Origin of the sequence: Tardiphaga sp. 768_D3_N2_1 (assembly GCF_052076105.1) — a bacterium.
Classification (GTDB): Bacteria; Pseudomonadota; Alphaproteobacteria; order Rhizobiales; family Xanthobacteraceae; genus Tardiphaga.
Genome location: NZ_CP197245.1, coordinates 5,440,299 through 5,464,113, shown reverse-complemented (window position 1 = coordinate 5,464,113; position 23,815 = coordinate 5,440,299). Strand labels below are relative to the sequence as shown.

The window sequence follows — 23,815 nt, the reverse complement described above, 5'->3', positions numbered from 1 at the left end:
GCGGGTGCAGCATCTGTCGACCGGGCAGCGTTTATTTGAGGTATCTCAAATACATCAATTGCGAGGCAATATGAAGAAAACATGGTCGAAACAGCAAAAAGGGCCCCGGTGAAACCGGGGCCCTCCTTGATAGCAACAAGTGAGTCGAAACTTACTTGTGCGCTTACTTGTCGGTGCGCTGCTTGAGCGCGGTGCCGAGGATGTCGCCGAGGGTCGCGCCCGAATCCGACGATCCGTACTGCGCGATGGCTTCCTTCTCTTCCGCCACTTCGAGAGCCTTGATCGACACCTGGACCTTGCGGGCCTTCTTGTCGAACTGGATCACGCGGGCATCGACCTTTTCGCCGACGGCGAAACGCTCAGCGCGCTGATCCGAACGCTCGCGCGCCAGTTCCGAACGCTTGATGAAGGTCGTGAAGTCGGTGCCGGCGATCTGAACGTCGATGCCGGATTCCTTCACTTCGAGCACTTCGCAGGTCACGACGGCGCCCTTCTTGACGTCGCCCGGCTCTGCGAAGGGGTCGCCTTCGAGCTGCTTGACGCCGAGCGAGATGCGCTCCTTCTCGACATCCACATCGAGGACGATGGCCTTGACCATGTCGCCCTTCTTGAAGTTGTCGATGACCTGCTCGCCCGGCTGCTTCCAGTCGAGGTCGGAGAGATGGACCATGCCGTCTACGTCGCCTTCGAGACCCAGGAACAGACCGAACTCGGTCTTGTTCTTGACTTCGCCTTCGACGGTCGAGCCGACCGGGAACTTCTCGACGAACACTTCCCACGGATTGCGCATGGTCTGCTTGAGACCGAGCGAAATGCGGCGCTTGACGCTGTCGACTTCGAGAACCTGCACTTCGACTTCCTGCGAGGTCGAAACGATCTTGCCGGGGTGCATGTTCTTCTTGGTCCACGACATTTCCGACACGTGGATCAGGCCTTCGATGCCCGGCTCCAGTTCGACGAATGCGCCGTAGTCGGTGATGTTGGTGACGCGACCCGAGAAGCGCGCGTTCAGCGGGTACTTCGCCTCGATGCCCTGCCACGGATCGTCGAGCAGCTGCTTCATGCCGAGCGAGATACGGTGGGTCTCGTGGTTGATCTTGATGATCTTGACCTTGACGGTCTGACCGATGGTGAGAACTTCGGTCGGGTGGTTCACACGACGCCATGCGATGTCGGTGACATGCAACAGGCCGTCGATGCCGCCGAGGTCAACGAACGCACCGTAATCGGTGATGTTCTTGACGACGCCGTCAATGACCTGACCCTCTTCGAGGTTCTGGACCAGTTCCTGACGCTGTTCAGCGCGGGTCTCTTCGAGAACCGTACGACGCGACACGACGATGTTGCCGCGGCGGCGATCCATCTTGAGGATCTGGAACGGCTGCGAGTTGTTCATCAGCGGAGCAACGTCGCGGATCGGACGAATGTCCACCTGCGAACGCGGCAGGAAGGCCACTGCGCCGTCGAGATCGACGGTAAAGCCACCCTTGACCTGATTGAAGATAACGCCGTGGACCTTCTCGTTGTTGTTGAAGGCCTTCTCGAGCTTGCCCCAGCTCTCTTCGCGGCGCGCCTTGTCGCGCGACAGAACGGCTTCGCCCAGTGCGTTTTCGATCCGGTCGAGGAACACTTCGACTTCGTCGCCGACCTTGAGTTCGCTGTCACGGCCGGGACCGGCGAATTCGCGCAGTGCCACACGGCCTTCAGTCTTCAGGCCGACGTCGATGACGGCCATGTCCTTTTCAATCGCAACCACGCGGCCCTTGATGACCGAGCTTTCCTGAAGGTTGCCGCCCGCGAAGGACTCGTCGAGCATTGCCGCGAAATCATCGCGGGAAGGATTATACGAAGAAGCAGTCGAAGCCATTTGTTCTCCAGATGCGGGTATCGCCGGCCATTCGGGTTAAGGGGCGTCTCAATCGTGAAGTGTCAGGGGTCCGCAACCTCTAACGACCGCCTTGCAGGAGTATGCAAGAACGGGCCGGCAGCATGCCTTCACGATCAAAACGTGGGTAGTACTTGATGGTGTCCGGAGCCTGAAGCGCGTATCGCAGCTCGAGATCGGGAGCGGGCTTTCCTCCAATGACGGCAACGGTTTTGTCTGAGGACTTTCGGAAGGAAAGAAAAATCAGACCCGTTGCCGGCCCGCTCGGACGGCCTCGACAATGTCGATGGCGGCCCGGACACCGCCTTCTATATCCAAATTGGAATTATCCAGCAAGTATGCATCCGCGGCCGGCTTTAAAGGCGCGATCGGGCGGTTCTTGTCGCGTTCGTCGCGCCTGATGATATCGGCCAGCACGGCGGCCTCATCGGCCACCTCCCCCCGCCCCAGAGCCTCCAGGGTGCGCCTGCGGGCGCGGACCCTGGGATCGGCGACGACGAAGATCTTCACGTCCGCATGGGGGCAGATCACGGTTCCAATGTCGCGGCCATCGAGCACCGCTCCCGGCGGATCCTCGGCAAAGCGCCGCTGGAAGTTCAAAAGAACCTCCCGCACCCGGGGGATGGCCGAAACCACGGAGGCTGCATCGCCGACTTCCTGGGTCTTCAGCGCCGGATTGCCGAATTTCTCGGGATCGAGCTCGCTCGCCACAGCCACGGCCTGCGCCTCATCGGTCAGATCCGCGCCGAGATCGAGCAGTGCCTTGGCGACTGCGCGATAGATCACACCGGTATCGAGGTGCCGGTAACCGTAATGGTGCGCAAGCCGTTTGCCCAGCGTGCCTTTTCCGGATGCGGCGGGACCGTCGATAGCAATGATCATGCGTTGCGCGTGCTCGTCTTGTCGCGATGAATGGCGGTGGATCGGGAGCCAGGCTCGCGCGACCTGCGCGGGCTTAGCACCCGTCTCCGGAAATATCCACGCCGGCAGGCTCAGGAAAAATCAGCACCCAGCCGACGCATCATCGGGATGAAATCGGGGAAGCTGGTCGCGATGAATGTCGTGTCGTCGATGGTCACCGGCCGATCGGAGGCGAGGCCCATGGCCAGCGCCGACATGGCGATGCGGTGATCCATATGGGTGGCGACGAGACCGCCACCGGCAACACGGCCGTTGCCATGCACGATCAGGTCGTCGCCAACGATCTCGACATTGACGCCGTTGACCCGCAACATCGCCGCAGTCGCTTCCAGACGATCGGATTCCTTGACGCGCAGCTCCTGCAGCCCGCGCATGATGGTCGTGCCCTCGGCGAAAGCCGCAGCCACCGCCAGCACCAGATATTCATCGATCATCGACGGCGCGCGCTCCGGCGGCACTTCGACGCCGTGCAGCTTCGACGCTGTGATCCGGAACTGCGCCATCGGCTCGCCGGCATCGCCGCGGATATCGCTTTCCTCAATGGATGCGCCCATCTCGCGCAGCGTCGTAAACAGGCCTGTACGCAGCGGATTGGTCATCACATCGGTGAGGACGATCTCGGAGCCCGGCACAATCAATGCCGCGACCATCGGGAATGCTGCGGAGGACGGATCTGCCGGCACCACGACATCGGCGCCCTTCAGTTCGGGCTGGCCAGTGAGCGTAATCTTGCGACCGTGCGCGCCTTCTTTTTCAGAGACGATCTCGGCGCCGAAATGTTTGAGCATCAGCTCTGTGTGGTCCCGGCTGGCCTCGGTCTCGATCACCGTGGTCGTGCCGGGCGCCGAAAGCCCTGCGAGCAGCACCGCCGACTTGATCTGGGCGGACGCCACCGGCGTGCGATAGACGATCGGCAAGGGGTCACGTGCGCCCTGCAGGGTCAGCGGCAGCCGGCCGCCCTCCTGACTGGCGATGACCTTGGCGCCCATCAGTTCCAGCGGATCGACGATGCGGCGCATCGGGCGGCTGCGCAGCGAGGCGTCGCCGTCGAAGGTCACGGTAATCGGACAGCCGGCGACGGCACCCATCACCAGCCGCGAGCCGGTGCCGGCATTGCCGAAATCCAGCGGCGCCTTGGGCGCCGCGAAGCCGGCGACGCCGACGCCGTTGACCTTCCACGCAAAATCGCCTGTTCGCTCGACCCTGGCGCCCAGTGCCTGCATCGATTTGGCGGTATTCAGGACGTCCTCGCCCTCCAGCAATCCCGTAATCCGGGTCTCGCCGACCGCCAGGGCACCCAGAATGAGGGCCCGGTGCGAAATCGACTTGTCACCCGGCACGCGGGCGCTGCCGCGCAGGGCGCCGGATTTTCGCGCTGTCAGCGGTGTCGGCTGGGCGGCGGCTGTGTCTGATTGGGTCAAGATTGTGTTCCTTCGCGCAGGCGGCTCGTAGCATATGAGCCACGCTGCGTCACGCGGCGGTCATTCTCCCGCAAACCGCTATTGACAGAGGCGCGTCAACTAGCCAAGTGAAGCACCGTTTTTCAAAAATCCCCAGGACCCTTCACGTGGCCAAATCCGATCTCGGAACCAAACGCATTTGCCCCACGACGGGCAAGAAGTTCTACGACCTGAACAAGAGCCCGGTGATTTCGCCGTATACGGGCGAGGTCGTGCCTATTGCGCCGATTGCGCCGCCGCGGACCCGCGCGGATGCAGCCGCACGCGCTGCTGCTGCCTCTGCTGCGGCGTCCGAAACGCCGGAGATGGCCGAGAACGAAGAATTGGTCTCGCTGGAGGAAGCCGACGCCGAGGAAAATACCGGCAAGAAGGCTGCCGTGCTGGAATCCGAGGACGATATCGAAGTCGATGACACCATCGATGACGATGAAGACGATGATTCGACCTTCATTGCCGACGAAGAAGAAGGCGATGAGGACGTGACCGACATCATCGGCGACGTCTCGGGCGACGAAGAAAGTTAAGTTCAGAAGAGACTTGAGATCACTCCTGATATGTGATCTTGGTTTGCCGCGCGACGCCCCACCCAGTGCGTCGCAGGTATTGGGGCCATAGCTCAGCTGGGAGAGCGCTTGCATGGCATGCAAGAGGTCGGCGGTTCGATCCCGCCTGGCTCCACCATCCTTCGCTCGCTTCGCGAGCTTCGGCTCGGCGAGACGCACCAATCCATCCTCGTAGAGAATGACCGCGCTAGTCCCCGATCGCAGCGTTGAGCCTGTCGCGGAGTGCCACGAGATCATTTTTCATCGCGGCCATTTCGCCGACTGTGCAGGCTGACGCTGCGAGGATTCCCTGTGGCACGGCCTTGGCCTTTTCACGCAGCGCCTGACCTTGCGCCGTCAATGCGATCAGCATCTGCCGCTCGTCCTCGACACTGCGGGTGCGTTTGATCAGGCCGGCCGCTTCCAGACGCTTCAACAGAGGGGTCAGTGTGCCGGAATCCAGAAACAGCCGCTCACCGATATCCTTGACCGGGACATTGTCCTGTTCCCACAGCACCAGCATCGCCAGATATTGCGGATAGGTCAGCTTTAGCCGGTCCAGCAGCGGCTTGTAGACGCGGTTGAAGGCATGGCCGGCTGAATAGACGGCGAAGCAGAGCTGGTTATCGAGCTGCAATAGCGGATTCGGTGCGGGTTTCTTGGCCATGGTTATCTCCGGAGCTTATCTGGCCACAGGTAATCCCAGACCCAAACCCCTTCACGATCAGTTGAGCACAATTCGATTGCCTCGTCCATTTTATGTATTGCGCACAATCTAATTGTGCGCAATTATAATCAGACAAGACGTAAACAACGAGGAGACGACAATGTCTGTGAATGTGCTCTACAAGACCAGCGCCAAGGCAACCGGTGGTCGCGATGGCCACGCCGCTACGCTTGATGGCGCGCTCGACGTCAAGCTCACCACGCCGAAGGAACTCGGCGGCGCAGGTGGCGCCGGCAACAATCCCGAGCAACTGTTCGCGGCCGGCTACGCCGCCTGCTTCATCGGTGCGATGAAGTTTGTGGGTTCGCAGGGTGGCCCGAAGGTACCGGCCGACGTGTCGGTTACCTCCACCGTCGGTATCGGTCCGCGTTCGGCCGGCGGTTTCGGTCTCGATGTCGAACTCGCAGTCTCTCTCCCGGGCCTGCCGCGTGCAGAAGCCGAAGCGCTGGTCGAGAAGGCGCATCAGATCTGCCCGTATTCCAACGCCACCCGCGGCAATATCGACGTCCGTACCGTCGTGGTGTGATCGATCTCGCAAATTGATCTCGTGGTGTCGCGGATATTCCGCGGCACGACGCAAATCCAAAAAGGGCTCGGCCATTGGCCGGGCCCTTTCTGTTCGCCTGACGGCACCCTCACACCTGCCCATAGCGGCCATCCCGCGGTTGGGCATTGCCGCTGCGGCGGAAGCCAGCTAGCTCTGACGAACTCCGACATGTCCTTCGCGATGCTTTGGGCATATCCGCAATACACGTGAGAGAAGGCTGACTTGATGAGCTTGCCGATAGCTCCCGGCGCAATTGCCGGTCTGCGCGTGATCGATCTGTCACGCGTGCTTGGTGGACCCTATTGCACCCAGATTCTGGCCGACCACGGCGCCGACGTCGTCAAGGTCGAACCGCCCGCCGGCGACGAGACGCGCGACTGGGGCCCCCCCTTCCACGACGACGACGCGGCCTATTTCATCGGCACCAACCGCAACAAGCGCTCGATCGGTCTCGACCTCGCCTCCGAGGGCGGTCGTACCGTGCTGATGCGGATGCTCGAAAATGCCGACGTGATGATCGAGAATTTCAAGCCCGGCACGCTCGACAAATGGGGCATCGGCAACGATTTCCTGCGCGAGAAATTCCCGCAGCTGATCCATTGCCGCATCTCCGGCTTCGGCGGCGATGGCCCGCATGGCGGCCATCCCGGCTATGACGCCATCATCCAGTCGATGGTCGGCCTGATGGCCTCCACCGGCTCGCAGGAAAGTGGCCCGACCCGTATCGGCGTTGCGCTGGTGGATATGTGTACCGGCCTCTATGCCTGCGTCGGCATCCTGATGGCGCTCGCCGAGCGCGCCAAATCGGGGCTCGGTCAATTCGTCGAGGCGACGTTGTACGAAACCGGTCTCGCGATCATGCATCCGCATACCGCGAACTATTTCTACAACGGCGGCAAGCCGCCGGCGCTGACCGGCAACGAGCATCCGAACCTGGTGCCCTATGCCGTGTTCGCTGCGCGCGACGGCAACATCTTCATGGGCGTCGGCAATGACGGCACCTTCCGCAAGCTGTGCCGCGAACTCGGCAAGCCGGATCTCGGCACGGACGTGCGCTTCGCACGCAACCGTGACCGCGTGCAGAATCGCGATGCGCTGCGAGCCGAACTGGAAGCGATCCTGAAGGATCACGACAGCGCGCCGCTGTGCGAGCGCCTGCTTGGCGCCGGCCTGCCGGCAGGCCCGGTGCAGTCGATCGACAAGGCGCTCGCCAATGCCCACACGAAGCATCGCGGCGATATCATCGAGAAGGACTGGTACAAGGGCGTTGCCTCGCCGGTCCGCTTCGATCGTACCAAAGCGAGCCTGCGCCACGTGCCGCCGAAGTTCAACGAGCACTTCAACGAGATTCTCACGGAGTTCGGCTATTCCGGCGATGAGATCAAGGAGCTGGTCGCCAAGGGAACCGTGAGCGGCTCCGAACGCAAGCGATAAGACCAATACGGGGCTGCGCGATCCGCAGCCCCGTTCGTCTTCGACTTTTTGCGGCTTCCCAACGCCGCCATTTCCCGCCTAGCATCCGCGCTGTCAAAATGTCGCATGCACGTCATCCGGCGCAGCTTTGTTGCAACGAGACGATGACGGCTAACGGGAGAAACTGGATGATCCGCCCCCCATTCGCACTTGCCACCTTGTTCGCATCCACGCTGGCGCTCGCTTCGCCCGCGCATGCGGTGACCGAGATCCAGTGGTGGCACGCGATGACCGGCGGCAACAACGATATCGTCAATAAGCTCGCGGCTGACTTCAATGCCAGCCAGCCGGACTACAAGGTGGTCCCGACCTTCAAGGGCAGCTATCCCGACACCATGAATGCCGGCATCGCAGCATTCCGCGCCGGCACCGCACCGCACATCCTGCAGGTCTTCGAGGTCGGTACCGCGACCATGATGAGCGCCAAGGGCGCCGTCAAACCTGTCTACCAGCTGATGAAGGATGCGGGCGAACCGTTCGATCCAAACAACTACCTGCCCGCGATCACCGGCTACTACTCGACATCGAAGGGCGAAATGCTGTCGTTTCCCTTCAACTCTTCATCGATGGTGATGTGGGTCAACCTGGATGCGCTGAAGAAGGCCAACATTGCCGAGATTCCCAAGACCTGGCCCGAAGTGTTCGAGGGCGCCAAGAAACTCAAGGCGGCCGGCTATGCGACCTGCGGCTTCTCCAATGCCTGGGCGACCTGGGCCAATATCGAGCAGTTCTCGGCATGGCACAATGTGCCGATCGGCACCAAGGCGAATGGACTCGACGGCTTCGACACCGAGCTGAAGTTCAACACGCCACTGCATGTCAAACATCTGCAGACGCTGATCGAATTGCAGAAGGACAAGACCTACGATTATTCCGGTCGCGGCAATGCTAGCGAAAGCCGCTTCGGCTCCGGCGAATGTCCAATCTTCCTGACCTCGTCGGGCTACTACGCCAGCGCCAAGGGCACCGCGAAGTTTGCCTTCACCTCGGCGCCGATGCCTTACTATCCCGAAGCTGCCGGCGCGCCGCAGAATTCGATCATCGGCGGCGCCTCGCTCTGGGTGATGGGCGGCAAGAAGCCCGACGAATACAAGGGCATCGCGAAATTCTTCAGCTTCCTGTCCGACACAGAGCGCCAGGCCAAGCTGCATCAGGAATCCGGCTATCTGCCGATCACCAAGGCTGCCTATGAAAAGACCAAGGCCGACGGTTTCTACGAGAAGAATCCGATCCTGCAGACTCCGCTGAAGGAGCTGACCAACAAGGAGCCGACCGAAAATTCGCGCGGGCTTCGCTTCGGCAACATGGTGCAGCTGCGAGACATCTGGTCCGAAGAGATCGAAGCTGCGCTGGGCGGCCAGAAGACCGCGCAACAGGCACTCGACACCGCCGTGAGCCGCGGCAACGCCATGTTGCGAACCTTCGAAAAGACTGCGAAGTAATATCCAAGCGAACGCTGCCATTGCCCAGCCTCGCGCGCAATTGCGCGCCTGGCCAGGCGATGACATGAGCAGACGATGACATGAGCAGACTGAGGCTGCTTTCTGGGGCACGACGAACTGCATGGAAAAGTCCGCGGTCTTCAAGGGCAAGCTGCTGCCATATCTGCTGCTCGTGCCGCAGCTGGTCATCACCCTGGTGTTTTTCTACTGGCCGGCCAGCCAGGCTGTCTGGCAATCGTTCCTGCGCGAGGACGCATTCGGCCTGAATTCGGAATTCATCGGGCTGGAGAACTATCAGGCGCTGCTCGCCCAGCCGGAATATTACAAGGCAATGGCGACGACCGTGGTGTTCTCATCGCTGGTCGCCGCATTGTCGCTGTCGATCGCTCTGCTGTTCGCGACCCAGGCCGACAAGAACCTGAAAGCGGCGCCTACTTTCAAGGTCATGATGATCTGGCCTTATGCGGTGGCTCCCGCGGTCGCCGGCGTGCTGTGGCTGTTCATCTTCCATCCGACGCTCGGCACCATGGCACGGCCGCTGCGCCTGATGGGCTTCAATTGGAATCCAATGTTGAACGGCAACCACGCCATGGCGCTGGTCGTCATGGCCGCGGTGTGGAAGCAGATCGCCTATAATTTCCTGTTCTTCCTGGCCGGCCTGCAGGCGATCCCGCGCAGCGTCCTCGAAGCCGGGGCGATCGATGGCGCCGGACCATATCGACGGTTCTGGACGATCACCTTCCCGCTGCTGTCGCCGACCACGTTCTTCCTGCTGGTGGTCAATGTCGTCTATGTGTTTTTCGACACCTTCGGCATCATCGATGCGGTCACCGGCGGCGGACCTGCTGGGGCGACGACCACCCTGGTCTACAAGGTCTATGCCGACGGCAGGCTTGGCGGCGACCTTGGCGGATCAGCCGCGCAGTCGGTGATCCTGATGGTTATCGTGATCGCGCTCACGGCCATCCAGTTTCGTTATGTCGAGCGCAAGGTGCAGTACTGATGGTCGAGCACCGCCGCTGGAACGACATTCTCGCTTACGCGATCCTGACCCTCGGTGTGCTCATCGTCGTGTTCCCGGTCTATGTCGCACTGATCGCCTCGACCCATGACGCAGCGACGGTGGTCAACGGCAACATGCCGATGCTGCCGGGCAGCCATACGCTGGAGAACTATTACCGGGCGATTTTCGTCGGCGGGTCTCGCTACAGCCGCGAGCCGGTCGGTCAGATGCTGATGAACTCGTTCGTCTCGGCTGCGGGCATCGCAATCGGCAAGATCTTCATTTCGATCCTGTCGGCCTATGCCGTGGTGTATTTCCGCTTTCCATTTCGCAAGACGGCGTTCTGGATCATCTTCGTCACGCTGATGCTGCCGGTCGAGGTCCGTATCTATCCGACCTACAAGGTGATCGCCGATCTGAAGATGCTCGACACCTATAGCGGGCTGATCCTGCCGCTGATCGCATCGGCTACCGGCACGCTGCTGTTTCGCCAGTTCTTCATGACTATTCCCGATGAATTGCTCGAGGCCTCGCGCATCGACGGCGCCGGTCCCTTTCGCTTTTTCAAGGATACGTTGCTGCCGCTGTCGGTCACGACGATGGCAGCGCTGTTCGTGATCCAGTTCATCTATGGCTGGAACCAGTATCTGTGGCCGCTGCTGATCACGACGCAGGAATCGATGCAGACCATCGTCACCGGCATCAAGAAGATGCTGACGACGACGGACGAGCTTGCCGAGTGGCAGCTCGCGATGGCGACAGCGATCCTTGCGATGGTGCCACCTGTCGCCGTGGTGGTGTTCATGCAGCGACTGTTTGTGCGCGGCCTGGTCGAGACGGAGAAGTAAATTCAGATGGCCAATGTTTCGCTGCGCAGCGTCCGCAAGACCTATCCCGGCGGCTTCGAGGCCATCAAGGGCATCGATTTCGAAATTGGCGACGGTCAGTTCTGCGTGCTGGTCGGACCAAGCGGCTGCGGCAAGTCGACCTTGCTGCGCATGGTCGCCGGCCTCGAGACCGTCACCTCCGGCGAGATCGATATTGGCGGCCGTGTCGTCAACGAGATCGAACCGGCGGATCGCGACATCGCCATGGTGTTCCAGAATTACGCGCTCTATCCGCATATGAGCGTCTACAACAACATGGCTTACGGCCTGCGCAACAGGGGCATGCCAAAGCCGGAGATCGATACGCGCGTGCGCGAAGCCGCGCAGACACTCGAACTCGCCGGCATGCTCGATCGCAAGCCCAGACAATTGTCGGGCGGCCAGCGCCAGCGCGTCGCCATGGGCCGCGCCATCGTCCGCCAGCCGAAAGTGTTCCTGTTCGACGAGCCATTGTCCAATCTCGACGCCAAGCTGCGTGTTGCCATGCGGGTCGAAATCCGCAAGCTGCAACGCCGCCTCAAAACGACGTCGATCTACGTCACCCACGACCAGTTGGAGGCGATGACGCTGGCGGATATTCTGGTGGTGATGAATGGCGGCCAGGTCGAGCAGATCGGCAGCCCGCTCGATATCTATCGCAAGCCGGCGACCACTTTCGTCGCCTCCTTCATCGGTGCGCCGCCAATGAACCTGATCAGACTGAGCGGTGACGAGATCCGTGCGCAGTTCGCCGGCGACAGACGCAGCGCTGCCGAGGCCGGTATCCTGGGCATCCGGCCGGAAGACCTCGCGATCTCCGGCGAGGCCACAGCTGACAGCGGCATCACGCTGAACCTGACAGTCGAGGCCATCGAGCGGGTCGGGGCGGAAACCTTCGTCTACGGCACTCGCGCGCGGGCCGAGAAGGCCGTCAGCGCCACCCCGGGTGAGCTGCCCGAAGGCGAGGTCATCGTGCGTATCCCCGGCCAGGATGCCCCGGCCATCGGTGCTTCGATCCGCGCCGCGGCCCCCCGCGACAAACTGCACCTGTTCAGCGCCGATGGCCGGAATCGGATCGATATCTAATCCGTTTCAAGGCCTTAGTAACGGTTTCCTTGCAATTTAGGGGTGCTTGAACCGGGCTTTGGCATGCCCATATGGTTGATTGACCGGTTGGCAGAGTGCCGATTGGCCAGGGGTGCCGTAAGGGCCCCTCAAAGTCGCTTCGAGAGGGCTTTGTAGGTATGTCTCGTGTTCCTTCGTTATCCAGTCCGTTCCTTTTGGGATTCGACGAGATTGAGCGTGCGCTTGATCGCGTCGTCAAAGGCGCCGACGGTTATCCTCCCTACAACATCGAGCGGTGCGACCGTAACAACGGTCAACCCGAACGCCTGCGGATCACGCTGGCGGTCGCAGGTTTCACCCGCGATCAGCTCGATGTGACCACCGAGGAAAACCAGCTCGTGATCCGGGGCCGCCAGCAGGACGACAAGGCCCGGCAATACATCCATCGCGGCATCGCCGCGCGCCACTTCCAGCGCACTTTCGTGCTGGCGGAGGGGATGCTGGTGCTGGGTGCGGATCTGAAGAACGGGCTGTTGTCGATTGATCTGGCCAGGCCTGAGCCTGAAAGGGTCATTAAGACAATCGCTATCAATGAACACGAATAATGGAACGAGTAGCGGACTCGACCGCTTGATCTACCAGAAGGAGTCGAGACGATGACTGAAGTTGCTACGATCACTGAAAATGCCGCCGTGACCACCGAGGCACTGGCACATCTGGGCGAAGGCTTGATCGCCTATGTGAAGCCGGTTCGTTCGGAAGATGTGCCCGGACTGTTCCCGCAGGCGCCTGATATCGCGCCGGGATTGCAGCTGTTCGCGCTGCACGCCGCCGACGGCACACCGATCATGCTCACCGACAGCCGCGAAGCGGCGATCGCGAATGCATGGAGCCAGGAATTGCAGGCCGTCAGCGTTCACTAACGCGGACTGTTTGACATGCAGACGTCAGGATACGCGGTGACAGCCGCGTATCCAATGTCCAGTATCCCAGTATTCAAACCACGATCATTACGTGCAGGCGCTCGGCTTGCATGACGCGGTATCTGTTTAACCCGTCGTCAACATCGTGAGCGCAACATCAGACGCAATCGAGTCGCACGCGACCTTTCGTCTGCTGCGTCATCTGAAAAACTGATCCCCCCATCAATAGAAATCTGGACATCCAGCGCGATGGCATCATTGCGCCTGATCTTTGCTGCCGTTTCGCAGAAGAAAATGGTGACCACGCATTCACCATGACTTGAGAAAATCTGATCATGTTGAGATTCGAGGCCGCTATGAATGGATCGATACAAGCCCAGATCGGTCAAATCGAAGACTTGCTGCGGAGCTTCGGTGCGACGGTCATCGATCGAGAGACAGAGGTGGTCGCGCCAAGCCGCTCCTGGAGTTTCGATAGTCGGCCGGTGATCGCAGCCTGTTTCGCGCTCTTTGTTTTTGCACCGGGCTGCGCTGCGGCCGCCGTGTTCCTGATGCGCGCCGACGGCACTATCCCTCCCATCGTTACGCCCAACAGCAATCCGCCTTTCGTGACCAAGTCAGACCGTTTGCCGCTCGGGCAATGGAGCACCGGGGCAGTTCAACACCTCAGCGCCCGGGATGACGCGCGCCTTGCGACGACTGCCGCACTCGCAGATCCCGCATTTCTCTCACCCATCCTGATCCGCGGCAGCCTTGAAGACGGCACACTCACGACCTTCGCCGAGCCTGCGGTCATTCCAGGGCCGATCATGCTGCCGTCAAAGCTGCGAGTGAAGCGTGACGTCCGGCGCTCCAAGCCAACCAAGCTCGTCGCCGAAATCATTCGCCCTGAGCCGCCACAACCAACCTTCTTCGAAAAGCTGTTCGGACAACGTTTCAACTAGCCCAGTCATTCTTCTCACAGGCGAGGACCACGATGCAAAACACTGCCGCCATGAATTCGGACATCAAAGCTCTCCTCACTTTGCTGTTGCTGAAGACCGGCACCAGTTCGCCAGAGATTCACAATGCTCTGCAGCTTGCTGCCGCATCGCGAGTGATGATGGCGGAAGAGCATGCCAATCCGGCGCGCATGCAGGGCACAGAAACCTCCGGCAGCAACGTCGCCAAGCTTCGCCCCGTAGCCGCCGTCAACGTTCCTGAAACGTCAGCGGCGGTGCGACGCATGAAGCAAAGCGCGGATACCATGAATTCCGACATCAAGGCTTTGCTGACGCTGCTGCTGCTCAAGAGCGGTGCGGATGCCAACGAGATCCAGACAGCACTGCGGATGGCAGCCTCATCGCGCGCCGCCGCTGCAGCGGAAGAAGCAGAATCGGTCCGTGCCGAAACGCAGGCCGAAGCTGCCTCTGCGGCCATGAACGAGCTCGCATCGATCACCGCGCGGCAGGCGGTGCGCAACGAATCGCTCGCTCCAATCTCGGCCAAGGAATTCGCGGCGTAAGCTGGCGAGGCCAACCAGCCTTCTAACCCCACGCAAGCAGGAATTCCGTTCGGAGTCAGAGAATCGCCCGGTCCAACCGGGCGCTTCCAGCGTAAGCTACGGGGTGAGATGGTTAGGCGGCTGTCGCCGGCGGCAGAGCGAGCACCGAATAGATCGCCTGCGCATCGCGAGAAGCGCGCAGCTTCTTGGCGACGTCCTGATCGCGCAGCAGACGCGCGATCCGCGCCAGCGCCTTCAGATGATCGGCGCCCGCACCTTCCGGCGCCAGCAGCAGAAACACCAGATCGACCGGCTGGCCGTCCATGGCCTCGAAATCGATCGGACGCTCCAGGCGCGCAAACAGACCGAACAGCTTGTCGAGCTTCGGCAACTTGCCGTGCGGAATGGCGACGCCATAGCCCACGGCCGTCGTGCCGAGCTTCTCACGCTGCAACAGCACCTCGAAAACGGCACGGTCGTTCTGGCCGGTGAGCGCGGAAGCGCGCGCAGCGAGCTCCTGCAGCGCCTGCTTCTTGCTGTTGACCTTCAACGCCGGGATTATCGCCTCGGGCGCGACCAGATCGGTAATCGTCATTGACCGTTCCGAGGATGTTTGACCGTCAGCGGGGTAGTTAGAACCAAAACCGGCAGCGTCAAGAAAGACTGGAAAGGGACATCGTTCCCTGTGGCGGAAAACGCGCCGGGCGCGAACGCCCGAACGTACTCTAGCACCGGAACCCCCCATGCGAAATCCATTGACTGGCATAACCTGTCAAAGGCGGCGGACCATAGGGAGGGGCCGTTTGGGCGTCAATGCTGTTAAACAGAATTGGCCGTCAGGACGGTTTAACCACCGGCGGATCGACCCAACCCACGTTCCCGTCACCCCTGCGATAGACGATATTTAGCCGGCCGGTACTGCCATGCTGGAATACCACGACGGCAGCGCCGGTAAAGTCGAGTTCCATGACAGCTTCGCTGACCGAGAGCCGCTTCAGCGATCTGGTCGATTCGGCAATGATGACCGGATCGTAGCCGCCGTCTGCATCGTCCTCATGATCGGGCGCCTCGAGGATGTAGCTCGGCGCGTCTAAAGTCGGGGCAGTGAGTTCGGCCATTGCCTGATTTTCAGCATGCGCCTTGCGTGCGGAGCGATCCTTCAGCCGGCTCTTGTAGCGACGTAAACGTTTCTCGATCTGGAGGAGCGCCTGATCGGCGCTGGCGTAAGCATCCGCTGCATTGGAGTCCGCTTCGAGCGTAATTCCGGAGTCAAGATGCAACGCACAATCGGTGCGGAAGCCGAAGCCATCTTTGCTTAGCGTGATGTGACCGGAATAGTTGCCATCGAAATATTTGCGAAGGACTTCATCGGTCCGCTCACTCACGCGGCCTCGCAAGGCGTCTCCGACATTGATGCTTTTTCCCGAGATACGAAGGGTCATGCTGATGCCTCGATTCTTCTGCCTTGAACTGACAGTATCCCGTTTCCACGGGAGTGCAATCAAGCTGGTGCAGTGTCGCGGGATCGGTCGGGTGTCCTGTCAGACTGTGTCCTATCGGACGGAGCGGCGGGCGCCGTGAGTGCATTGCCGAGCATACTCTGCTTGTCGCGGCGGCGTTGAACCGAAGACGGAATACGCATGGCCTCCCGGTATTTGGCAACGGTACGGCGCGCGATATCAATTCCGGCTTCGCGCAAGCGTTCCACGATCGTGTCGTCCGACAGAATAAGAGAAGGACTTTCTCCGTCAATCAATTGCTTGATGTGATGGCGTACCGCTTCAGCCGAATGCGCTTCACCACCATCAGCCGATGCGATCGACGCCGTAAAGAAGTATTTCAATTCAAAGCTGCCGCGATTTGTCGCCATGTATTTATTGGCGGTAACGCGTGACACCGTCGACTCATGCATTTGAATGGCATCAGCAACCGCCTTGAGATTCAGCGGCCGTAGATGTGCAACACCCTGCGTGAAGAAGCCGTCCTGCTGCCGGACGATCTCGGTCGCAACCTTCAGGATAGTACGCGCGCGCTGATCGAGTGCACGCACCAGCCAGGTCGCGTTCTGTAAACAATCGGTGAAGTACGACTTGTCGCCATCCTTGCGGATCGTTTTCGACAATTCGGAATAATAAACCTGGTTCACAAGAACGCGCGGCAGCGTGTCGCTGTTCAACTCGACGTGCCAGCCGCCATCGGGACCGGGCCGCACATAAACATCAGGCACTACGGTCTGCGTCCGCGCCGAGCCAAACTTCAGACCGGGCTTCGGATCGAGCCTGCGAATCTCGCCGATCATGTCGGTCAGGTCTTCGTCGTCGACGCCGCAGATTTTTCTGAGATTGCCGATGTCACGCTTCGCCAGAAGATCGAGATGCTCGACCAGTGCCTGCATCGCGGGGTCGTAACGGTTCTGTTCACGCAACTGGATTGCAAGACATTCACTGAGGCTGCGCGCGCAGACACCCGGCGGATCGAATTTCTGCAACGCGCCGAGAACGCTTTCGACATCAGCAGCCGAGGCGCCGAGCCGCTCATGCACGTCACCGAGATCTTGCGGCAGGTAGCCGGCCTCATCGACGAGATCGATCAGATACTGACCGATCATGCGCTGCGCGGGCGACGAGAACGCCACCGCAAGCTGTTCGGCGAGATGGCTGGCGAGCGTCACTTCCGCGGCGACGAAGGCCTCGAGATTGTAGCTGTCGTCGTTGGAGGCGCCGCCGCCCCATTCGGTATAGGCGGTCGGAGCAGCGTCCTGCGCGTTGCGCGCGGCGGCCTCTGCCGGCTCTTCGGAGAAGACGTTGTCCAGCCCGGTATCCAGGGTCTGTTCGATTTCGGCGCGGGTGCCGAGCTCACGGTTCATCCACTCATCAGGCGCCGGCGCATCGAAGCTGTCGCTGCCTGAACGATCGGAAAAATCGGAGTGGTCGCCGCCATCGTCATGGCCGGAGGCATAGCCCGCCTCGTCCTGGCCCGAAAACTCGCCGCGCTCGGGGCCAGCCTCGCCGGCCACCGGTGGCTCAGGACCGTCGCTGGCGCGCTCCAGCAGCGGATTGCGCTCCAGTTCATCTTCGACAAAGGTTGCGAGATCGAGATTCGACAGCTGCAGCAGCTTGATGGCCTGCATCAGCTGCGGCGTCATCACCAGCGACTGTGATTGCCGGAACTCTAGTCTCTGCGTCAGCGCCATGGAGGCAAAAACCGATCCAAAAGTTGGTCCGTTTCTTGCTTATCTCTTTCCCAGCCTGATGTACACGGCTTGACGAATTGTAAATTTGGGCTAGAGGCGGAATTCCTCGCCAAGGTAAAGGCGCCGCACGTCCGGGTCAGCCACGATCTCCTCTGGAGATCCTTCCGTCAGGATTTCGCCAGCATAAACGATGTAGGCGCGATCTGTCAGCCCCAGCGTTTCGCGCACGTTATGGTCGGTGATCAGCACGCCAATGCCGCGATTGGTGAGGTGACGGACCAGGTCCTGAATGTCGCCCACCGCGATCGGGTCGATGCCGGCGAAGGGTTCGTCGAGCAGCATGTAATTCGGCCGCGTCGCCAGCGCGCGCGCGATTTCGACACGGCGACGCTCGCCGCCAGATAGCGCGATCGAGGGTGACTTGCGGAGCTTCTGGATATTGAACTCTTCGAGCAGCCCGTCGAGCTCGCGCTCACGCTTCTTGCGGCTGGGCTCGACGACTTCCAGCACCGCACGGATGTTCTGCTCGACGGTAAGGCCGCGGAAAATCGAGGCTTCCTGCGGCAGATAGCCGATGCCAAGGCGCGCACGCTGATACATCGGCAATTGCGTGACGTTGTGGCCATCCAGTTCGATGGCGCCGCTGTCGGGCTTGATCAGGCCGGTGATCATGTAGAACACCGTGGTCTTGCCGGCGCCGTTCGGTCCGAGCAGGCCGACGGCTTCGCCGCGGCGAACATAGATGCTGACGCCGCGGGTGACCTGGCGTGAACCGAAGCTCTTTTTGACGTTATGGACGGCCAGATAGCCTGCACGCGGGGCCGCTTTTGGCGCAGCGGCTCCGTTGGTTCTCGGCCGCGGCGGCGCCTTGTCCGGACGACGGGCCGGCGCTTGCTGCGGGGCACGCGGCACCTCCGCCCGGGCCTGTGGAACCTGGGGCGTATCGGCCGGGGCGGTGCGTGCCAGCGGCGGGGCCTCACGGCCCGGATTACCCAGCATATCGCCCATGCTGTCGCCAAGCGCGGTGATGTCGACCGGCGAGCGCGCAAAGCCTTGCGGACCGCGTTTCGGAGCGCGCCGACGGAACATGCCGAGGAAATCAACCATTCGCGCTTCGATCAGCCTCTAGACGTCATCCGCGCCAGGTCGCGGCATATTCGGTTCCCTGGGAACAGCATGGTGCAGTAGATGTCCCTTGCCCAGCCGAACGCCAAGCCTTCCATGTCGATTAAAACAATGGCGATAACGGGTTAGACGACCAGATTCAACCGAATCCGGGTCGTTTGTATCGGCAAACCCTTCGAGTTACTTGGGTTTTCCGCCTCCGGACCCCGGTATGATCGAGGTCGGGCCTCCACCACCGCCCTTCTGCTGGCCGGACGACTCGAACATGCCCTGGACCCTGCCGCTATTGGATTCGACGCGTGAGGTACCGGTGGTCATATCCACGGTCAGACGATCGCCGCGCAGCACATTCTTGCCCTGGGTGAGCACAACATTGCCCTGCATCGTGACGAGATTGGTCCGGGTATCGAATACCGCCGTCTCGCCGGTGACGACCTGGTCTTTCTGGGTGACGATGACGCCGCCACGCGCTTCAAGCCGCTTGATCGCCGACGAGCCACCCGGACCCGGCTGCGCAGCCTTGATCGGTGCCTTGGGTGCAGCCTTGGCCGCCGGCTCGTTCGCGGAACCGCCGCCGTCATAGAAGACCACGAGCGTCTTCGACTTCATCGTGGTGTCGCCCTGTACGACCTTCACATCGCCTGCGAAGGTCGCCTCCTTTTTCTTGTCGCGCATTTCCAGCGATGCGGCCTCGATCTGAATCGGCTGGTCGCGATTCTGCGAGAAGCCCTGCATCGCATTCGGCACACCCTGCACCGCGCTCTGCGCATGTGCTTCACCTAACAAAGCCAGCACGAGCACGGCGATCGCAACACCGGTCGCCCCGCGGAATCGGACACTACTGACGGGAAAAATCATCACATTCATTTCGCGTTGGCGCGCTTGCCGTTGGCGGCCCGCGGTTTCACGGGCTCCGGCGCGGCTTCGGGCTCTGCCGCGGTCTCAGGCTGAGCCGAAGCATCCGGCGAAGGCGGGTCCATCTTCAGGTTCATCGACACACCGCCCTCGAACCGAACCAGCTCACCGTGTTCCGTGATGCGCATCCGTTGCCCGAGCAGAGTGCCGTTGAGAAGTTTGACGTCGACCGGCTCGTCCGACGTGACGATGCCATTGGCAATATCAATGTTCGCCTGAGTCAGCCGCGCTTCGTAGCCGGTCGTCGTTTGCAGGAAAACGTCCTCATACAGATAGAGCATCTGCGCCTTCGAGTTGAATTTCCCGGTGCGGGCATCCATCGTCATCGTCGACTTGTCTTCCATCATCACCTTGGCGCGCAAGGTCGTGAGTTCGACATTGTCGGGATCCGTCAGATCCTGCGTCGCGGCCTTGGCCCATAACTCATATGGCCGCCCGTCCGGCGAGAAACCGGCCAGATGCGGCGTCTCCATGGTGATCTTGGTCCCCGAAACGACCAGATTGCCCATGTCGAGCGGCAATTTGGCGAGAATCCGGAACGGGTTGAAGATCGACACGCCGACAATCGCCGCCATCGACAGGACCACGACGGCAGGGACAGCAATCCGCAGCAGACGCACCAGACGGCTATGGCGTGCCGCGGCCCTGAACCGCGCATCCATGCCCGCCTGATAGCTCGGAATCTGAACTGAACTCACCGTCGCTCCAACGGGCCATACCAAAGCAGGCCACACCGAAAGGCCTGCCAAACCGGCGCCAGTCTACGCTGAAATGCACCGGTTTGCAGCCCCGCCCCACCAGAACGAGGAGTATGACCGAAACGCGGCAGGAGGTACCCTGAACTGTTTCAGAAAGTCACTTCGCCGCAGGCCGGTCACGAATGAGCGAAAATGTCCTCGTTTTCCCAGCCCGAGAGGTCGAGTTTGGCCCGGGTCGGAAGGAAGTCGAAACAGGCCTGCGCCAGCTCGGTGCGACCCTCCCGCGCCAGCATGACGTTCAGCCGCTCACGCAGCCCATGCAGATGCAGCACGTCCGATGCAGCGTAGGATAGCTGGGCCTCGCTGAGGGTCTGACTGCCCCAGTCGCTCGACTGCTGCTGCTTCGACAGATCGACGCCGAGGACTTCGCGGACCAGATCCTTGAGACCGTGCCTGTCTGTATAGGTGCGGCACAGGCGGGAGGCGATCTTGGTGCAATAGACCGGCTCGGGCATCACGCCGAGTGCGTTGTAAAGAGCGGCGAGATCGAACCGGGCAAAGTGAAAGATCTTGGTGACTTTGGGATCGCCGAGCAGCTTCTTCAGGTTCGGCGCGTCCGTGTGGCCCATCGGAATCTGCACGACATCAGCGCTTCCGTCGCCGGGCGAAAGCTGCACCACGCATAGCCGGTCGCGATGCGGATTGAGACCCATGGTCTCGGTGTCGATCGCAACTGAATCGGTGTAGCGGCTCAGATCTGGTAGATCGCCGCGATGCAGGCGGATGGTCATGGTCTCAATTGCCTCTTCAAGCGCCCGCGATTCGCGGGATTTGGGTGACTTTACCGCGCAATGACCGGGCTGACGAGAGATACGCTCTCTCAGCTATGTTTCGCCTGTAGCGAAAAGCTGACAGACTGAGCGGGCCATTCATCCATCACGGAGCGGGCAGAGGTTGCAGATGAACGTCGCACAGCAGCGCTTGCCCCGTTTCGCGGTCCTGATCGATGCCGACAACACGTCCCCGCAGATCGCCGGCGGCCTGTTCGAGGAAATCTCCAAATTCGGTGAAGCCAGCGTTCGCCGGATCTACGGCGACTTCTCAAGTCCGCAGCTCAAATCCTGGGCCGATATCCTGCAAAAACACGCCATCGATCCTTACCAGCAGTTCGCCTACACGAAGGGCAAGAACTCATCCGACATCGCGCTGGTGATCGACGCGATGGACCTGCTGCATAGCGGACGGTTCGACGGCTTTTGCCTGGTGTCCTCCGACAGCGACTTCACACGTCTCGCCTCTCGGCTGCGCGAGCAGGGCGCTGACGTCTACGGCTTCGGCACGCGGAAAACGCCCGAGAGTTTTCGGCAGGCGTGCCGACGCTTTGTCTATACGGAAAACCTGATCGCAGAGCGTGCGACGACGACAACAGAACAGCCGCCGGCCGCCGTCGCCCTGAAGAACCCCGCTGCGGCAATTCCCATTCTGGAAAGGGTCGTTGCCCAGCTTGGCAATGAAGACGGCTGGGTCAATCTGGATCGTGTCGGAGAGCAACTGCCCAACGTCGTCTCCGATTTCGACGTCCGGAATTACGGTTTTAGAAAATTAAGCGATCTCGTGCGCAAGACTGAAATCTTCGAGATCGAGAAGACCGAGGCCGGTCGCCTGAGGCTTCGGGCCAAGCCGAAGGCGAAGCCGGCAGCACCGGCGCCGAGGGAAACGAAGGCGAAACGGAAAGCGGCGGCTGGCCGCGCCAGAAAAGCTACAAAGGACGGCGAAAAAGCCGCCAGCCAGAGTTAGCGGCTTTCCTGATCAACGACAGGCTCCAGACCAGCCTCAGATGCGCCTATCAGGCGTCAACTGGTTACGATTGACGCGCAATTCGATGATCGAGGGCGCCTTGGCCTCCACCGCCCGAGCGAAAGCCGCGGGAAATTCATTATGCGCCTCGATGGCCTCGCCATGGGCGCCATAAGATCGGGCAAGTGCCGCGAAGTCCGGATTGAGCAGGTCCGTGCCGCTTGGACGATTCGGGAAATTCAGCTCCTGATGCATCCGGATCGAGCCATACATCGCGTTGTTGACGATAATCACGATGATCGGCAATCGCTGCTGGACCGCGGTGGCGAATTCCTGCGAGGCCATCATGAAGCAGCCGTCACCGGCCAGGCAAACGATCCTGCGTTCGGGATGGCGCAACTGCGCGGCGATCGCCGCAGGCAGGCCGTAGCCCATCGAGCCAGACTTCGGCGCGATCTGGGTGCCCAGCTTTCTGTAGCGGTAGTAGCGATGCAGCCATATCGTGTAGTTACCGGCACCATTGGTGACGACGGCATCGTCGGGCAATTCGGTATTGAGGTGATCGATCACCGTGGCGAGATCGAATGGCGGCGCATCGGTGCGCGGCGCCTGATAGTCGACGTAAGCCTGACGCAGCTCCGCGCGCCAGCCCGCCCATGCCTCGCTGTCCAGCGGCGGCAGACCGGCCAGCGCTTCGGCGAAGCGCGAGGAATTGGCGGGAATGCCGAGGGTCGGCACATAGACGCGGCCGAGCTCTTCGGGTCCCGGGAAAACATGGATCAAAGTCTGTTTCGGAGTTGGGACGTCGAACAGCGAATAGTGATTGGTCGTGACATCTCCGAGCCTGTCGCCGATCACCAGCAGCAAATCCGCCATCTTGACCCGCGCCATCAACGGACGGCTGCAACCGAGACTGATATCGCCGATATACTGGTCGCTGCGGTTATCGAGCACATCCTGCGAGCGGAAACCGGCGACGACCGGCAAATCATTCCGTTCGACAAAGGCCCTGAACTGTTCGGCCGCTGCGGCGGTCCAGCCGAGATTGCCGACGATCACCAGCGGCCGCTGTGCCTTTTGTAGCAGCGCGCGCACTTCGGCTATCTGCGAGGCCGACGGCGAAGCTTCGATGACGGTCGCAGGTGCCGTGTCGACAACGTCGCTCATCGCGCTGAGCACATCTTCCGGGATCGAAAGCACGACCGGCCCCGGCCGTCCCTGCATCGCGACATGAAAGGCCCGGCTCACCAGTTCCGGAATGCGATCGACCGAGTCAATCTCGACGACCCATTTCGTCATGTCGTCGAAAGTGCGGACGTAATTCATCTCCTGAAAGCCTTCGCGTCCCAGATGACTGCGCGGCACCTGTCCGACGATCAGGATCATCGGCGTCGAGTCTTGCCAGGCGGTATGCAATCCGAGCGCCGCCTGCATAGCGCCGGGGCCCCGGCTGACGACGCAGATGCCCGGACGGCCCGAGATCTTGCCGTCGGCTTCAGCCATGTGAGACGCTGTGGTCTCGTGCCGGCAGACAATGAAGCGGATTCCGGCATCCGGCTCATACAGTGCGTCAAAGATCGGCAGCGCGCTTTCGCCGGGAACGCCGAACATGCGATCGGCGCCATTGCGTCGCAAGGCCGCGACGAGAAGCTGACCGCCATTGCGTGGACCGGTCTTGCTGACCGATGACTGTGTCGGTTCGTGCTTGTTCATGGGGTCTTTCGTCCTGATCTCGCCCGCCGAAATTGCG

General features: G+C 61.1%; 25 protein-coding genes and 1 tRNA gene. 13 read left to right on the top strand and 13 right to left on the bottom strand.

Annotated elements, in window-relative coordinates; all coding sequences use genetic code 11:
- Positions 1 to 163: 163 nt before the first annotated feature.
- The 3 genes from rpsA to aroA all read right to left on the bottom strand — a co-directional run bounded on the left by rpsA (position 164) and on the right by aroA (position 4,227).
- Positions 164 to 1,867: a 30S ribosomal protein S1 gene (gene rpsA, locus AB8A27_RS25730; protein ID WP_092140767.1), complete on the bottom strand. Its 1,704-nt coding sequence runs from the start codon at positions 1,865 to 1,867 to the stop codon at positions 164 to 166.
- A 261-nt stretch (positions 1,868 to 2,128) separates the two neighbouring features.
- On the bottom strand, positions 2,129 to 2,767 hold the full coding sequence (gene cmk, locus AB8A27_RS25725) for a (d)CMP kinase (protein WP_441244320.1): 639 nt from the start codon (positions 2,765 to 2,767) through the stop codon (positions 2,129 to 2,131).
- Positions 2,768 to 2,877: 110 nt separating this feature from the next.
- Positions 2,878 to 4,227 carry a 3-phosphoshikimate 1-carboxyvinyltransferase gene (gene aroA, locus AB8A27_RS25720; RefSeq protein WP_441244319.1) on the bottom strand — a complete coding sequence of 450 codons (1,350 nt, stop codon included), beginning with the start codon at positions 4,225 to 4,227 and terminating at the stop codon, positions 2,878 to 2,880.
- 146 nt (positions 4,228 to 4,373) lie between these two features.
- Between aroA and AB8A27_RS25715 the strand changes: the two genes are divergently transcribed.
- Together AB8A27_RS25715 and AB8A27_RS25710 are read left to right on the top strand one after the other, a co-directional pair.
- Positions 4,374 to 4,790: a TIGR02300 family protein gene (locus AB8A27_RS25715; protein WP_441244318.1), complete on the top strand. Its 417-nt coding sequence runs from the start codon at positions 4,374 to 4,376 to the stop codon at positions 4,788 to 4,790.
- Positions 4,791 to 4,871: 81 nt separating this feature from the next.
- Positions 4,872 to 4,947 (top strand) — tRNA-Ala (locus tag AB8A27_RS25710).
- A 69-nt stretch (positions 4,948 to 5,016) separates the two neighbouring features.
- Here the strand turns inward: AB8A27_RS25710 and AB8A27_RS25705 are convergent.
- Positions 5,017 to 5,475, bottom strand: coding sequence for a MarR family transcriptional regulator (locus tag AB8A27_RS25705; RefSeq protein WP_115031981.1), 459 nt, complete (start codon positions 5,473 to 5,475; stop codon positions 5,017 to 5,019).
- Between the two features lie 160 nt (positions 5,476 to 5,635).
- On the opposite strand from AB8A27_RS25705, the gene AB8A27_RS25700 reads away from it, so the two are divergent.
- The 8 genes from AB8A27_RS25700 (at position 5,636) to AB8A27_RS25665 (ending at position 12,854) form a co-directional block, all read left to right on the top strand.
- Positions 5,636 to 6,061 carry an organic hydroperoxide resistance protein gene (locus AB8A27_RS25700; protein WP_092141938.1) on the top strand — a complete coding sequence of 142 codons (426 nt, stop codon included), beginning with the start codon at positions 5,636 to 5,638 and terminating at the stop codon, positions 6,059 to 6,061.
- A 246-nt stretch (positions 6,062 to 6,307) separates the two neighbouring features.
- Entirely contained in the window at positions 6,308 to 7,516 is a 1,209-nt protein-coding gene (locus AB8A27_RS25695; protein ID WP_441244317.1) for a CaiB/BaiF CoA transferase family protein, read from the top strand.
- A 167-nt stretch (positions 7,517 to 7,683) separates the two neighbouring features.
- On the top strand, positions 7,684 to 8,997 hold the full coding sequence (gene ugpB, locus AB8A27_RS25690; RefSeq protein WP_441244316.1) for a sn-glycerol-3-phosphate ABC transporter substrate-binding protein UgpB: 1,314 nt from the start codon (positions 7,684 to 7,686) through the stop codon (positions 8,995 to 8,997).
- A gap of 121 nt (positions 8,998 to 9,118) precedes the next feature.
- On the top strand, positions 9,119 to 10,000 hold the full coding sequence (gene ugpA, locus AB8A27_RS25685) for a sn-glycerol-3-phosphate ABC transporter permease UgpA (RefSeq protein WP_092140781.1): 882 nt from the start codon (positions 9,119 to 9,121) through the stop codon (positions 9,998 to 10,000).
- Complete coding sequence (ugpE, locus tag AB8A27_RS25680; RefSeq protein WP_441244315.1) at positions 10,000 to 10,848, top strand: sn-glycerol-3-phosphate ABC transporter permease UgpE; 849 nt, start codon at positions 10,000 to 10,002, stop codon at positions 10,846 to 10,848. The genes ugpA and ugpE overlap by 1 nt, the downstream gene beginning before the upstream one ends.
- Before the next feature lie 6 nt (positions 10,849 to 10,854).
- A complete protein-coding gene (locus AB8A27_RS25675; RefSeq protein WP_441244314.1) occupies positions 10,855 to 11,952 on the top strand; it encodes a sn-glycerol-3-phosphate import ATP-binding protein UgpC in 1,098 nt (365 codons plus the stop codon).
- A gap of 158 nt (positions 11,953 to 12,110) precedes the next feature.
- Complete coding sequence (locus tag AB8A27_RS25670) at positions 12,111 to 12,536, top strand: Hsp20 family protein (RefSeq protein ID WP_092140787.1); 426 nt, start codon at positions 12,111 to 12,113, stop codon at positions 12,534 to 12,536.
- Between the two features lie 51 nt (positions 12,537 to 12,587).
- Positions 12,588 to 12,854, top strand: a complete 267-nt coding sequence (locus tag AB8A27_RS25665; protein ID WP_441244313.1) for a DUF1150 family protein — start codon at positions 12,588 to 12,590, stop codon at positions 12,852 to 12,854.
- A 137-nt stretch (positions 12,855 to 12,991) separates the two neighbouring features.
- Here the strand turns inward: AB8A27_RS25665 and AB8A27_RS25660 are convergent, their stop codons facing one another.
- Positions 12,992 to 13,243 carry a hypothetical protein gene (locus tag AB8A27_RS25660; RefSeq protein ID WP_441244312.1) on the bottom strand — a complete coding sequence of 84 codons (252 nt, stop codon included), beginning with the start codon at positions 13,241 to 13,243 and terminating at the stop codon, positions 12,992 to 12,994.
- Positions 13,244 to 13,297: 54 nt separating this feature from the next.
- On the opposite strand from AB8A27_RS25660, the gene AB8A27_RS25655 reads away from it, so the two are divergent.
- On the top strand, positions 13,298 to 13,798 hold the full coding sequence (locus AB8A27_RS25655) for a hypothetical protein (protein ID WP_441244311.1): 501 nt from the start codon (positions 13,298 to 13,300) through the stop codon (positions 13,796 to 13,798).
- 32 nt (positions 13,799 to 13,830) lie between these two features.
- Complete coding sequence (locus AB8A27_RS25650) at positions 13,831 to 14,358, top strand: hypothetical protein (RefSeq protein WP_092140793.1); 528 nt, start codon at positions 13,831 to 13,833, stop codon at positions 14,356 to 14,358.
- Between the two features lie 112 nt (positions 14,359 to 14,470).
- Here AB8A27_RS25650 and ptsN read toward each other — a convergent pair whose 3' ends face one another.
- The 7 genes from ptsN to AB8A27_RS25615 form a co-directional block, all read right to left on the bottom strand.
- Positions 14,471 to 14,932 (bottom strand): PTS IIA-like nitrogen regulatory protein PtsN, encoded by a 462-nt coding sequence (gene ptsN / locus AB8A27_RS25645; RefSeq protein ID WP_068730308.1) that lies wholly within the window; start codon positions 14,930 to 14,932, stop codon positions 14,471 to 14,473.
- A 241-nt stretch (positions 14,933 to 15,173) separates the two neighbouring features.
- Complete coding sequence (gene hpf, locus AB8A27_RS25640; RefSeq protein ID WP_092140795.1) at positions 15,174 to 15,779, bottom strand: ribosome hibernation-promoting factor, HPF/YfiA family; 606 nt, start codon at positions 15,777 to 15,779, stop codon at positions 15,174 to 15,176.
- A gap of 59 nt (positions 15,780 to 15,838) precedes the next feature.
- Positions 15,839 to 17,530 carry an RNA polymerase factor sigma-54 gene (gene rpoN / locus AB8A27_RS25635; protein WP_441244310.1) on the bottom strand — a complete coding sequence of 564 codons (1,692 nt, stop codon included), beginning with the start codon at positions 17,528 to 17,530 and terminating at the stop codon, positions 15,839 to 15,841.
- Positions 17,531 to 17,620: 90 nt separating this feature from the next.
- Positions 17,621 to 18,637 carry an LPS export ABC transporter ATP-binding protein gene (gene lptB / locus AB8A27_RS25630; protein WP_441244309.1) on the bottom strand — a complete coding sequence of 339 codons (1,017 nt, stop codon included), beginning with the start codon at positions 18,635 to 18,637 and terminating at the stop codon, positions 17,621 to 17,623.
- A gap of 198 nt (positions 18,638 to 18,835) precedes the next feature.
- Complete coding sequence (locus AB8A27_RS25625; protein ID WP_441245026.1) at positions 18,836 to 19,513, bottom strand: LptA/OstA family protein; 678 nt, start codon at positions 19,511 to 19,513, stop codon at positions 18,836 to 18,838.
- A gap of 5 nt (positions 19,514 to 19,518) precedes the next feature.
- A complete protein-coding gene (gene lptC, locus AB8A27_RS25620) occupies positions 19,519 to 20,268 on the bottom strand; it encodes an LPS export ABC transporter periplasmic protein LptC (protein ID WP_441244308.1) in 750 nt (249 codons plus the stop codon).
- Between the two features lie 176 nt (positions 20,269 to 20,444).
- Positions 20,445 to 21,059 carry a ribonuclease D gene (locus AB8A27_RS25615; protein WP_068730302.1) on the bottom strand — a complete coding sequence of 205 codons (615 nt, stop codon included), beginning with the start codon at positions 21,057 to 21,059 and terminating at the stop codon, positions 20,445 to 20,447.
- A gap of 169 nt (positions 21,060 to 21,228) precedes the next feature.
- Between AB8A27_RS25615 and AB8A27_RS25610 the strand changes: the two genes are divergently transcribed.
- A complete protein-coding gene (locus AB8A27_RS25610) occupies positions 21,229 to 22,065 on the top strand; it encodes an NYN domain-containing protein (RefSeq protein ID WP_441244307.1) in 837 nt (278 codons plus the stop codon).
- A gap of 36 nt (positions 22,066 to 22,101) precedes the next feature.
- Here AB8A27_RS25610 and AB8A27_RS25605 read toward each other — a convergent pair whose 3' ends face one another.
- Complete coding sequence (locus AB8A27_RS25605) at positions 22,102 to 23,778, bottom strand: thiamine pyrophosphate-binding protein (protein ID WP_441244306.1); 1,677 nt, start codon at positions 23,776 to 23,778, stop codon at positions 22,102 to 22,104.
- Between the last annotated feature and the right edge of the window lie 37 nt (positions 23,779 to 23,815).